Raw genomic sequence first — 13,299 nt, 5'->3', positions numbered from 1 at the left:
TTTTTAACTTAATCCGGTTTTACAAACATTTCTCAATTCCTTCCTAATCGGCGAAAATAATCTCCGTTACGGGCTTTTTTACTGCCATAAAGCGTCTCTTTTGGGAGCTTATTCAAGAACATTGGCTCTACTTGTTAACCCTTAAAATCTAAATCCATTTTTCCAAAGCTGATTTTAATCACCTGTATAGGCCCACTGCCATCATTGTAGCCCAACCAAATACTGGCTAAGTTTCAAACGAAAACAGGGCCATCGAGTGACCCTTGCGTTCATTATCTGCGTAACTGGTTATGCGATTTATCATTTTTATAGCATTGTTTATCTACTCCAAATCAGACAACATCACATGCGTTTATTTACAAAATGGGTCGGCATCAGCATCAGTATTTTCATTAATACCCTTACTTGGGCGCAGGAATGGGTATTGACTACCACCACCACCGACGGTCAGGGTATTTATGGGATAAAAGGTATCCCTAGCGCCGAGAATTCGCCTGGCAAACGAATCGGGGCCGCCTCATGTACCGATAAAAACGGCAACCTTTGGCTCTACGGCGGAGGAACGGGCGGGAATAACTTTGATGATTTATGGCGATTTGACGTCAGCACTTATCAATGGACGTGGGAAGGCGGCTCCAATTTGCCTAACAGAGCAGCAAACCACGGCACCAAGGGAGTTCCCTCCACCGAAAACACTCCAGGCGGCCGAGTTGGGCATACCATGTGGGCCGACAACGACGGCAACCTGTGGCTCTACGGTGGCAGCCGCCCTTTAGCAGACGACTTTGCTACCTCTATGATCATTGGTAACGACTTATGGAAATATAACCCCACCACTAAAACCTGGACTTGGATGCACGGCTCCAATCAAACTGTGCAAAGCGCCAACAAAGCTATCTATGGTATGTTGGGAGTACCCACGAGCCAAAACACGCCCGGTGGGCGGTACTTCGGTACGGGCTTCAAGGATAAATTCGGCGATCTGTGGCTGTTTAGCGGCAACGAAGGCAATGACCTTTGGAAATATGACGTCCATGCAAACGTGTGGTCGTGGATAAAAGGCAATAATACCCCCAAAACTGCTGGTAGCTATGGACAAAAGGGAGTTGAATATCCGCTAAATCTACCCGACAGCCGTACCCGTACCACGGGCTTTACGGATGCCAACGGTGATTTCTGGATTTTTGGCGGTAAACATTACAATGACGACGATGATGATTTTTACCTAAATGACCTCTGGAAATACAATTTCACAACCAACCGCTGGGTGTGGATGAGCGGAACGCAATCCTATAACAACAAAGGTACGTATGGCACACTGAGGACCCCATCCGTCAACAACATCCCAAGGGCGCGTGAGAGTGCCGCTGGGTGGGTGAATAACGATGGCTATTTGGTAGTGTTTGGTGGCGGAACGGAGCAGGGGAATCTGCTCAACGATACTTGGTACTACAATCCCAAAACGCAGGAATGGTCTTGGCGATCAGGAAGTAACGAAGTAAATTCTGATGGTGAAATAAGCCGCACCGACCCCGATGAAGACAATGCCCCCAGCGCCCGAAGCATTGCTGCCGTTTGGGAAGATTCGCTCGGCAGTTTATGGTTGTTTGGAGGGCTTGGAATCAAACGACAATATACCTTCGAGGGCTATACACCCATTAAAAATCTTGTGATGAGCCACCTCAACGACATGAATAAAATTTGGGTGCCTTCCGTCGATTTAAAAGCAGCTGTCAAAACGGAAGCCGTTACGTATGGAGAGCAAAACCTGCAACTCCTCACGATAACCGTCAGCGAGCAAAGCAACTACGGCGCAACCCGTATAAAAGTACGTACGCCGCTTCCCAAAGGCATGAAGTTTTACCGACGTAAATCCGACAGCGTTGTCTTGGGAGACCTGACGGTGTCGAACGACACCCTCGATTGGTACATTCCGTATGTTGTTCCTAAAACGTCCGCAACGCTTCAATTTTATGTGCAATTGGACGCGGCACAACAACCCGATGGCAAATTTCAGCTATGCAGTTCTATCTATTATCAATACGCACGAGAATCAAAAGCTACCGATAATCAGGCGTGTATTACCGTCGAAAGCAGCACAAAACTCATCAGTCGAGGCTCTTCATGGGCTTATTTAGATAATGGAACGCTTTTGAACGGCACCGATTGGCAAACGCACACTTACAACGAAGGTAGTTGGAAAACTGGTACCGCACCGCTGGGCTTTGACCGCAACAATCGCTGGGCCAACTTAGACTATAAACCCATAACTCTGCTTTCACAAGGCCCTACTAGTGCTCAACACAAACAATATTATTTCCGGAAGCAATTTGTTTCGGGTAAAACAACCGCCAACTTTCGCCTAAAACTCTGGTTTGATGATGGAATTATCGTTTTTGTTAATGGCAAACCCGTCTATCAGAAAAACGCGACAGATACCAACGGCGACGGGTACGTAGACTACCCAAACGGCTCAGAGGTATTGACCGACACCCTCCTACGACTGAATAATCTTTCAACCACCCAAACCAATCAGGTAGCCATAGTGGTCTACCAAAACGGCCCAACGAGTAGCGATTTATTGTTTGATTTTCAACTGGAAACAATTCCGTTAGGTCTCACTCGCCAGCCCTATTTACAACTACCGGGGCCTAATACCATGACCATCCGCTGGTACACCACCGAGGCCATAAACGGCATTGTACACTACGGAACCGACCCCGCTAATTTAAACCTAGTGGCGCAGGATTATACGCTTGATACGGTTCAGATTGTCAAGCTAGAAGGATTGGCAAGCGGTACCAAATACTACTATTCGGTGGGCTACGGCGACCCCGAAAACCCCGTTGTGTTACAGAACAATCCCGAGATCAATCAGTTCCAGACATTATCCAGCACATCTACTACGCTGCGTTATTGGCTTTTGGGAGATGCGGGAGCAGGAAAAGCCCAAAACCAACGACCTTACCGCGTCCGCGATGCATATTTGAGTTACCTCAAATCAAAAGGGAACCCCAACATAGATGGAATCCTGTTTTTAGGTGATAATTCTAACACCCAGCCTTTTGAAGGGTTACAACAGGCTTTGGATACGACTTTTTTCAAGTTTTATAACCGCCTCGCCGACAAGCCTCTCTTGTCCAAAATCCCCTTTTGGACAGTCTTAGGCAATCATGATTATGACCCCGACAACGCCTTTATCTACAACGGGCAAACCATTAAAATCCAAAAAGCCTACCACAAACAAACGGCGGCAAGTTTTTCGGCCTTTTCGTATCCACGTCCTACATTGGGGGTTGAAAGGGGATATTATTCTTTCAATCAGGGGGATGTTCACTTTGTGGTTTTGAATCCTTACCTCATTGAGGGGCATAGCTTATGGATCGACCCCAACGATCAGGCAGAATACAAACAAATATGGGGCGACCTCTCTATTGTACGGGACCCTAACGAAGGCGATGTCAATCAAATCCCTCAGATACAGTGGCTTAAAAACGATTTGGCCACCAACACCAAACGTTGGACTGTCGTCACTTTTCACATTCCTCCTTTTTCTACCATCGGGCATTTCGAAGACGAATCTGACTTAAAAAGAGTGAGAGAGCGCCTGCTGCCTATTCTTGAAGAGCCCGTCTACCACGTAGATGCCATCGTGGTTTCTCATACTCATGCGTACTTACGGGCGGGTATGGTCAGAAAAAGCGGCACTACTCGTAAAACTGATTTCAGCCTAAACGGTAATTTGGGCCGCACAACACCCTACATAAAAACAAGTGCCGAAACGGCTTATTCTTACATTTTGACAGGTTCGGCAGGTAGAGGTTTTTACAGCCCCACTTTAAACGACGGTGGATACAACCCTACCGATGCCAATTTGGTCAAATCCCCAAGTACCTCAGTGCTTCCATTGGATGTACTGGCGTCGAGCAATGATTTTTACCACGTAACTGGCGGCTCTGTCGAACTACTTTTCAATGACAATCGCCTGGATGTTAAGTTCATCAAGGAACCCGAAGGTAGCAATACCTTCGTCGTTGCAGATTCGTTTAGCATCATCAAGGACCCAAATGTAAAGCGCCTGATGCCTTTTGCAAGCACGTGGTTTTCGCACGTGGAGTTGCATTCTTGCGTTAGCGGCAGTGGTGGCCCTTATTACGCCCCCGAATGGAGCAATTTTACCGCTTGGAGCAAGGATACCGTCTGGAATCCCCAACGTGACAATGATTGGTACGGTCAGGCACCATTTGTAGATTATACGGCTTGGAATGTCAACGGATTCAAAGACGGAACCCTCAACAGAGACCTTGAAATTGGTGGAAATGCGTATTTCAAAAAAATCTTTACTTTATCGCAAAAAAACAACTTTACGGGCTTTCAATTACAGATTTCCCGCTTCCAAGACGCGGCCGTGGGTATTTATATCAATGGCGTGAAAGTTGATACGCTTCTGGCTCAATCTGGAAATATTTTCACCAAAAATACCCTTAACATTCCGACTCAATTTTTTAAGGAAGGTGTGAATATTATTGCATTGAAGACCCGTCCGCTGTGGTCATGCGGCGGTGGGCGCAACTACACGCCCTATCTGTTGGATGCTGAACTCTCAGGTCTAACGGGCGCAGCACCTGCCCCTGCTCTGAAGGCAGTTATGGAAGTACAAACCAATAAATTGCCCTATCCTACATTGTGTTCGGGCAATAGCTACAACATTCCTTTCAGTGTAAAAAACAGTAGCGTTAATACCATCTACAAAGCCTACCTTTCAGCCTCAAACGCCAGTTTTTACACAGGAAACACGGTTATTGGCACTGGTCAAACCAGTCCTATGAAAATTACACTACCCGATTCATTGCCTTATGGCGACTATCGGATCGCGGTGGTACCTGCCCAAACTTCTATTTTTGAAGCAAAAGAAGCGGCTTTTTATACCATCCAACTGGCCCCTAAGGTTACGTTTTCAACCCAAGAAAACCGACAAAGTGCGGAAATATGGAAGGGCGAGAGTATTCCGATGCAAATTAAGTTTACGGGCATACCCCCATGGAGTTTTACACTTTCAAACGGCCTAACAGACCAGACCGCCCAAAATACCTACTTGTTTCGTGCCACTCCCGACTCAAGCCTAACCTACACCGTAACCATGAAAAACAGCTGCGGATTGGGTCGCGTGGTGGGTCAGGTGCATGCAGTGGTCAAGAAGGCTACCGTCCAAATAACTGGTTTAAACAAAACAAATTACTGTCCTGCTGATTCAATAATAATAGGCTTCAAAGCCGATATTCCAACCGCAACGACGTACAAGTTTACGGCTTATTTATCCGACAAAAACGGTCTTTTCAACCGCCCAATCACGCTCGAAACCACTTCCGTTACCAATCCTGTTTTTCCATTTAACGGAGTCATCAAAGCGAAATTGCCTGATACGCTCTCCATGGGCACGGCCTACCAAATCCGCGTAAGTACCTCTACCACCCTTCCTACAGAAGAAGTTGTTTCGGTGCCTTTTGGGATGCGAATCTTGCCCAGCGGTACCCTTGTAGAAGCGCAAAAGAAAGACTCTTTAAGCATTCTAACGGGCGAACCTATCACCCTTCAACTGGATTTTAAAGGTAGTTCTCCGTGGAATTATGTCATTGGCTACGGCTCCTCCGACACGCTTTCGGGTAGCACCACCCGTACGCCGCTTTTGAGGAGCGCTCAGCCCAAAGGATCAGATGTGTACACGCTACGCTCGGTGAGCAATGTATGTGGAGAAGGGAAAGCATCGGGCAGAGTGACCGTTACGCTCATTACGGCCGTTAACAATTGGGGCGTCGCTCAGTTACGGGTTTATCCCAATCCAACCACAGATTTTCTCCATATTGTGATTTCAGACACCACCTCAAGCGATATTCAGTGGCAGGTGATTGACAATGCTGGGCGTATATTATTAAAGAAAGACGAAAAAAATCTTTCTTCTTATGACGAAACCATCAACACTACAACTTGGCCCGCAGGCACCTACTTCTTAAACCTAAAAGTTGGCACCCGTAAAGCTACTTTCAAAATTAGTAAACAATAAATTTTACCGACGGAGCCCTCTAAACAACGGCTCCGTCGGCTATTTTAATCTTTCTTCACACTGCTTCCGCCTGATACATTGGAGCGTACTTCTGGACCGCCACGGTAGCGCAAGCTGCTACCGCCGCTCGCATCTACTTTTAAGGATTTATCAACCGACACATTGGCACTACTTGCACCAGAAAGTTCTAAGTCAACATTATCCACCAAGTAATCAAAAGCATTTAACTTAGAAGCCCCCGACAAATCACCGATAAGACTCAGGCCCTCTCCGCGTAGGGTCAAATTGGAGGCTCCCGAAAGGTCAACATCCACGCGTTCCCAGTCACCGTCAATCGTTGATTTCGATGCGCCCGACAATTCCACTTCCAAATCACGGGTATTGGTAAATCCGTCAATGGTTGAAACAGTGGCTCCTGAAAAATCAACTCCACGTAAAACAGGCATCGTAATATCGACGTCCATGTCATAGCGCCGAACCCGGTAATTACGGTAGCGAATGACTAATTTACCGCTGCGGTCCACAAACACTTCTAAGTCGTCAATATCGCGGCGGTCACCACGCACAAAAACACTGAACTGGCCCGATTGTCGCACCTTTACGTCGAAGGCACTGCCCATTTCCAACCGGTCAAAATCACGGAGGTCGAAGGTTTCACTGTCAGGATTTTTAGGATCTAAACGAGCATCCCCGTCAATAAAAACACAGGATTGAAGAGCAAAAATAAAAAAGACAAAACTTGCCAACTGGGCAGAAACAACACGTAACTTTTTCATGACTGTTATGGTATTAATTAAACTGTTTTGAACCTATGACAACTTATATTTAATCTTCCCCCATGCTACTGTGAAAAAAATATTCTCTTTTTTAGAAAAAACACCATATTCGAAAAACACCAAAAAAATGTAAGCACCGCGTAGGGGTAAACTTTGGTTCGCTTGTCCTACCTAAAATGCGGTTCCAACCATCATTTTCAACAACTCGTCACAAAAACGGCCCTATCGTTAAGGGTAAAGCGTTAACTTTGCCCCAAAACGATTCGTCATTTCGTGCAATTATCGGATACACAAATACTTATAGCCATTGGGCAGGGAAATGAAGGGGTTTTCGAACAGGTGTTTCGAAAGCACTACGGTAGCCTATGCGCCTACGGACGTTCGATTTTGCGGGATTCTGACGAAGCGGAGGAAATTGTCCAAACCGTGTTTGTGAACATTTGGGAAAAACGAACCGAGATTGAAATTACCCAATCGTTGAAATCGTATTTGTACCGGGCAGTGCATAATCATTGCCTTAACCGAATAAAACACCAAAAAGTAAGGGATGAACACCAACAATACGCCGCGTATCACCAAGAAACAACGTATGAATCGGTAAGCCAGACGGTCTATAAAAATGAGTTGGAGCAACAGCTATCGGTAGCCATTGAAAAATTGCCCGAACAATGCCGAATCATTTTTAAATTGAGCCGTTTTGATGAATTAAAATACCAAGAGATAGCCGACCAACTGGGTCTTTCGGTCAAAACCGTCGAAAACCAAATTGGAAAAGCCCTCAAAATATTACGAGCTGAACTTGCTGATTATTTACCCGTTTTGATTTGGTTGGGTTTAACCGACTGCTTATGATTGACAACTACTAAATGAATTCGAACGTACATATTCCTGACGATTTGCTGGCGCGTTACGTGGCAGGGGAAACCACCCCCGACGAAACCCGTCAGGTAAAAGCATGGCTAGGCCAATCGGCTGGCTATGAGGAAGAATTGCTTCGTTTTCAAAAAATATGGGAAGCAGCAGAGATTATAAAACCCGTTGCCGAAGTCAACGTAGATGCCGCTTGGAAAAAAGTCAGTAGTCGATTTACGGTTCAGCCTGCCATAAACGATTCGGAAGTTACCATCCAAAATCAGCTTCCGTTTACAACTCATAAAAACGACGATGCCGTTCGGCCGCTTCGCTCAGGAAAATCGCCTTCCAACTTCCGTTTTTGGCGGGCGGCAGCGAGCATTTTAATCGTGATGGGCCTTGGTTGGTTGGGGTACCGTTTTTTTGAAAAAGCAAACGAACCTGCCATTGCCAACGTCCTGAAAACCCAGCAAAAAACCACCGAGCAGACATTACCCGACGGAACAAAGGTGTTCTTGAATCAAAACACAACTCTTTCGTTCACTGATGATTTTGGGCAAGATACGCGTACGGTTGTTCTGAAAGGAGAAGCCTATTTTGACGTAAAACGCGACGAAAACCGCCCCTTTATCATTCAAGCTAACGGAACGGAAGTCAAGGTCTTGGGCACATCTTTCAACGTACGTGCTTACGACCAAAAGGTAAACGTGGCAGTAACGAGTGGAAAAGTGCAGTTTTCGACGCCAAGAGCCAAAACACTGTTGGTAAAAAATGAAACGGCCACCGCCCAAGCCGATACCATCATCAAACTTCCTGTCGTCGATTTGAACGCAATGGCGTACCGTACCAAGGTGTTTGTGTTTGATAAAACCAACTTAGGCGATGTGGTTGCGTCGCTACGAGAAGGTTACCAAACCGACATTCAACTGAGCGGTCGTTTAAAAAATTGCCAATTAACGGCTCGCTTCGAACGCGAAAGTCTGGACGCTACCCTGAGCGTTATTGCCGAAACGCTTCACCTACAAGTCACCCGAAAAGGGCAAACCATCCTGCTCGACGGGCAGGGGTGTCCTTAAAACATACTAGCCATGAAACACGTATTGACTCTCAACATCTTCCGCTTTCTCAACTTGCGGAGCCTCGTAAATTACGTCATTTTTCTTTTAACCTTTGGGTTTAACAGTTCATTAAGCTTCGCTCAAAAAGCCTCGATTCTCGACCGAGCCATTACCGTACGGGTCACCAACGAGCGCCTCGAAGAAGTGCTGCGGGTGATTGGTGAACGGGGTAATTTTAGTTTCTCGTATAATCCCAACGAGTTTGATTTGAATCGACGCGTTACGCTCAATGCCAATGGAAAAGCCATTCGTCAGGTATTGGATGAAATATTTAAGGGGGGAGCCGCCTATAAAGAGCGGCGTGGGCACATTATTCTCCAAAAAATCGCTGAATTACCTGCCGAAAAACCGCAGGATATCATCATCAACGGCTACGTTTTTGACCGCGCCACGGGCGAGCGAATTGCCCAAGTCAGTATTTTCGAAAAACGTACCCTGGCCTCAGCCGTGACCAATCAGGCAGGATACTATCGTCTAAAAATCCCCGCCACCCTTACCAATCCGCGTCTGGAGGTTCGCAAAGAGCGATATTTTGGTTCTAGCATTGCGGTCACCGAACGCTCTTTGGACATCAGTTTGGTACAAATGCCGCTCGATGATCGATTACAGGCAGTTGCTCCGCAGCTCAAGACGATTTCTCGCCCCGCAACCGATACCTTAGTCGTTCGAGTTCCCACCGTACAACCGATATTAATCGCCTCAAATGATACAGCACTTACCACGGCCAAACCCAAGCGAATCAATTTAGATAAAGTTGAAAAAACCTTTGTCGATGCCTTTGCCACGGCTAAACAGGCGGTTCACATTCAAAACGTACGAGATACGCTTTATCGACCGTTTCAGGTTTCATTGCTGCCATTTGTCGGGACCAACCACGTCATGAGTGGGAACGTCGTCAATTCAATGTCTTTTAATATCATCGCGGGCTATTCTTTGGGCGTCAACGCCTTGGAAGTGGGTGGGTTTGCCAACCTTGTCCGTTGGAATGTACACGGCGCTCAATTTGCGGGCTTTGCCAATTTGGTGGGGCGCAATGTATACGGATTGCAGGCGTCAGGCTTTGCCAACGCGGTTTTAAAAAATGTTGAAGGGATGCAATTAGCGGGTTTTGCCAATGCCACGGGAGGCAATCACAGCGGGGTGCAGGTGGCGGGTTTTGCCAACTTAACGGGTCAAAATTTCTATAACGGTTTCCAAACCGCTGGCTTTGCGAGCGTTACTATGGGCAAAATGTACGGTTGGCAGATGAGTGGCTTTGCAAACGTAACGCTCGGTAACATGCGCGGCTGGCAGATAAGCGGATTTGGCAACGTAGCACTGAGGAAATTTCGCGGTGTTCAGATAAGTCCTTTTATAAATTACGCAACCATCCATGAAAAAGGGCTCCAATTGGGGGTATTCAACTATGCCGACTCATCCAGTGCCGTTCCCATCGGGATATTCAGTTTTGTAAGGCGTAACGGATATCGTCGTTTTGAAATCAGCACTGACGAACTTAATTACGCCAACCTTACCTTCAAAACGGGCGTTCGACGTTTGTACAATATTGTCACCATTGGCGGCAGTTTCGGCATGGCCGACAAACCACTCTACACCTTTGGCTATGGCCTTGGAACCGCTATTAACTTCGGGCGCGGCTGGATGACAAACTTCGACCTCACCGCCAATAAAATCATGGAAGCCACCAATCGCTTCGATACATCCAATGGCCATTTTTACCGGGCAAGTTTAGGACTTGAAAAAAGAATCGCCAAGAGACTTGCCCTCTTCAGCGCGGCCTCACTTACCGTCCTGACAGCCCAATCTGGTTATCTGAAAGTAGACAAGTCTACTCTGTATCAAGTCTTTCCAAACACAACGCTTCGCAATGGCCTTGATTTGACCAATTGGGTAGGTTTTCAGGCGGGTTTAAGGATTATGAACCGTTAACAATCGTTAACCAAACATTCCGTGACAAGCTAAAATACCCGCGTCTAAACGTCGTTAAGTGATAAAACAACTTTAGACATGATGCCAACTTTACGTAACTTTTTTATTGTTTAATTAACCATCTTCTGACAAAATGAAAAGATTACGTCATCTATTAACCGCCCTTTCCGTAGTATGTGTAGGTTTATCGACCCACGCACAAGTATCCATTGGGGCACGCGGGGGAGTATCGCTTGCTAAAACCACGGGCAACGGCGGATTTATCGAAAATTTTACGGGCAACCTTGATTATATCGTGAGCGGTAACGGTGCTATTTTCTTAAAAGTGCCCATTGCGGGTGGCTTATCGTTCCGTCCTGAGCTTGGATACAAGCAAAGCGGAGCGGGGATTTCTTCCAATAATCTGTTGGATCTCGTCGGTGTAAATATCCCGTTGGGTGGAAGCATCAAGCAGCGTCTCACCTACATTCAGGCGCCTATGTTGTTCCAATACGATTTTGGCTACGAAGACAGCCCCGTCCAACCTTACCTCATTGCAGGGCCAACGTTCAATTATCTGGCCGATGGAAAAATCGTTTCTCGGGCGGATTTAATCCTGTTTCAAACCCAACCTACCCGAACAAAAATTGGCCTAGGGACGTTTAACCGCTTTGAAGTGGGGGCTGCAGGCGGTGCTGGACTTAGTTTTGCGGTAGGAAGCAGTAAAATATTTGTTGAAGGTCGTTACGAGCGCGGCCTCACTCGATTATACGATACACCGCTCGTTAGGGTTCCTGTTCATAACCAAAGCTTTAGTGTTTTAGCTGGTTTCGCAATACCTTTGGCCCGATAAAGAAAAAGCCTTCTAAGCATTGAAACACTTAGAAGGCTTTTATGATTAAAACGCTATTTAGTCTTCTTTATAATTGTTTAAAAAACTATTTGGACGACCGTAAGCAAAATATACAATCAAGCCCAATAATAGCCACCCAAAAGCCAATTTTTGCGCCAATCCGTCAAGCATTAAAATGAGTACCGTATTGACAAGAATGCCTAAAGGAGCCACAATCGTTAAGAAGGGTGCTTTGAAGGGGCGCTCACGATTTGGATCACGAAAGCGTAAGATAAGTACAGCCAAACAAACCATCGCAAAGGCAAAGAGGGTACCAAAGCTGGTCATATCGCCTAACAGTCCGATAGGAGTAAATGCAGCTACCACAGAAACCAATGTACCGACTAAGATAGTACTCTTCCAAGGGGTTTTATAGGTAGGATGAATCTCTTTAAAGAACCCAGGAATCAGACCATCTTTAGCCATCCCCAAAAATACACGTGTTTGACCAAGCATCATGACCAGCATTACAGAAATTAAGCCTGCAGTAGCCGCTGCTGTGATGATAAATACGGCCCATGGTTGGCCAGCTTTATCGAATGCAAAAGCGACGGGAGCTTTCAAGGCGTCACCTGTAATGTCTTTATAGCTAATCATACCTGTGAGCACCAACGAAACTAAGATGTACAAAACAGTACAAATCACCAACGACATTATAATAGCGAAAGGCATGTCTTTGCTTGGGTTGATGGCTTCTCCCGCTTGGGTAGAAACAGCGTCAAAGCCGATATAGGCAAAGAAAATAGCAGAAGCGCCACTCAAAACACCTGCCCAACCGTATGCTTCTTTCATGGTACCATCAGCGTGTTCTACTAATTCTACTGCCGGGATAAAAGGCACCCAATTTTGGGTATGCACAAAAAAAGCACCTACTAAAATAATGAAAATAATAGCTGCTAATTTTAAAATCACAATGACGTTGTTTGCGCTGGCAGCTTCTTTAATACCCTTTATCAGGATATACGTAACTACCCAAACAATAAAGAAAGCGGGTAGATTGAGCGCAAAACTGGGTTCAGCTAAGCCGTTATCTCTGGCAAATTGCCCAGCAGAAACAGGGTCGTTGCGTAGCCAAAAAGGTATCTCTATACCAAATAGGTGTAATAATTTATTAAAATAACCTGACCAGCTTACAGCCACGGTCATGGCTCCCATGGCATATTCCAGTATTAATCCCCAGCCAATAGCCCAAGCAAATAATTCTCCAATCGTACCATATGCATAGGCATAGGCAGAACCCTCAACGGGCAACATTGAGGCAAATTCAGCATAGCACAGAGCGGCAAAAATACAGCCTATACCTGCTACTACAAAAGAAAGGGCCAGAGCCGGGCCTGCATGATAATGAGCGGCTGTTCCGGTCAGTACAAATATCCCCCCCCCGATGATAGCTCCAATACCAATAGCGGTAAGACTCCACTTACCGAGTACTCGCTTTAATTGATTGTTTTTAATGTCTGCTTCAAAGGCCGATATCGGCTTTCTGCGCCAAATAGATTTATCCATATAATTTGGGTTTAGAAGATTAAGTTTGGTTTGCGGTTGAAATATAATTAAAAAATACGCTCTTAATACCTTAGTACCAAACAAATACAACGTATTCTTATTTTAAGGCAAAATAAAAGTGGTTAGTAGAATGACGAATGATTTGCTGAACAACTATCCAACTTTTCATGCGACATTCGCGACTAA

7 protein-coding genes are annotated in these 13,299 nt (G+C 45.9%); 5 read left to right on the top strand and 2 right to left on the bottom strand.

The features are described from left to right. The first annotated feature begins 346 nt into the window (after positions 1 to 346). Positions 347 to 6,061, top strand: a complete 5,715-nt coding sequence (locus DR864_RS19255; protein WP_114068490.1) for a metallophosphoesterase — start codon at positions 347 to 349, stop codon at positions 6,059 to 6,061. A 44-nt stretch (positions 6,062 to 6,105) separates the two neighbouring features. Here DR864_RS19255 and DR864_RS19250 read toward each other — a convergent pair whose 3' ends face one another. Then, positions 6,106 to 6,837, bottom strand: coding sequence for a head GIN domain-containing protein (locus DR864_RS19250; RefSeq protein WP_114068489.1), 732 nt, complete (start codon positions 6,835 to 6,837; stop codon positions 6,106 to 6,108). Positions 6,838 to 7,110: 273 nt separating this feature from the next. Here DR864_RS19250 and DR864_RS19245 point away from each other — a divergent pair, with 273 nt between their 5' ends. From DR864_RS19245 to DR864_RS19230, 4 genes are all read left to right on the top strand, one after another. After that, positions 7,111 to 7,689: an RNA polymerase sigma-70 factor gene (locus DR864_RS19245; RefSeq protein ID WP_114068488.1), complete on the top strand. Its 579-nt coding sequence runs from the start codon at positions 7,111 to 7,113 to the stop codon at positions 7,687 to 7,689. Positions 7,690 to 7,703: 14 nt separating this feature from the next. Continuing rightward, positions 7,704 to 8,765: a FecR domain-containing protein gene (locus tag DR864_RS19240; protein WP_114068487.1), complete on the top strand. Its 1,062-nt coding sequence runs from the start codon at positions 7,704 to 7,706 to the stop codon at positions 8,763 to 8,765. Between the two features lie 12 nt (positions 8,766 to 8,777). Continuing rightward, complete coding sequence (locus DR864_RS19235; protein ID WP_114068486.1) at positions 8,778 to 10,736, top strand: STN and carboxypeptidase regulatory-like domain-containing protein; 1,959 nt, start codon at positions 8,778 to 8,780, stop codon at positions 10,734 to 10,736. A gap of 133 nt (positions 10,737 to 10,869) precedes the next feature. Next, a complete protein-coding gene (locus tag DR864_RS19230) occupies positions 10,870 to 11,568 on the top strand; it encodes a porin family protein (RefSeq protein ID WP_114068485.1) in 699 nt (232 codons plus the stop codon). A gap of 57 nt (positions 11,569 to 11,625) precedes the next feature. Here DR864_RS19230 and DR864_RS19225 read toward each other — a convergent pair whose 3' ends face one another. Further along, positions 11,626 to 13,113, bottom strand: coding sequence for an APC family permease (locus tag DR864_RS19225; RefSeq protein WP_114070372.1), 1,488 nt, complete (start codon positions 13,111 to 13,113; stop codon positions 11,626 to 11,628). Positions 13,114 to 13,299 lie beyond the last annotated feature (186 nt).

Origin of the sequence: Runella rosea (genome assembly GCF_003325355.1) — a bacterium.
GTDB classification, from domain to species: Bacteria; Bacteroidota; Bacteroidia; order Cytophagales; family Spirosomataceae; genus Runella; species Runella rosea.
This window is presented reverse-complemented; position numbering and strand designations above follow the sequence as displayed.

Excerpts from the sequence above, each read along its gene's own strand:
- DR864_RS19240 (WP_114068487.1), top strand. The coding sequence starts at position 7,704 with ATGAATTCGAACGTACATATTCCTGACGATTTGCTGGCGCGTTACGTG.
- DR864_RS19250 (WP_114068489.1), bottom strand. The coding sequence starts at position 6,837 with ATGAAAAAGTTACGTGTTGTTTCTGCCCAGTTGGCAAGTTTTGTCTTT.
- DR864_RS19225 (WP_114070372.1), bottom strand. The coding sequence starts at position 13,113 with ATGGATAAATCTATTTGGCGCAGAAAGCCGATATCGGCCTTTGAAGCA.
- DR864_RS19255 (WP_114068490.1), top strand. The coding sequence starts at position 347 with ATGCGTTTATTTACAAAATGGGTCGGCATCAGCATCAGTATTTTCATT.
- DR864_RS19230 (WP_114068485.1), top strand. The coding sequence starts at position 10,870 with ATGAAAAGATTACGTCATCTATTAACCGCCCTTTCCGTAGTATGTGTA.
- DR864_RS19235 (WP_114068486.1), top strand. The coding sequence starts at position 8,778 with ATGAAACACGTATTGACTCTCAACATCTTCCGCTTTCTCAACTTGCGG.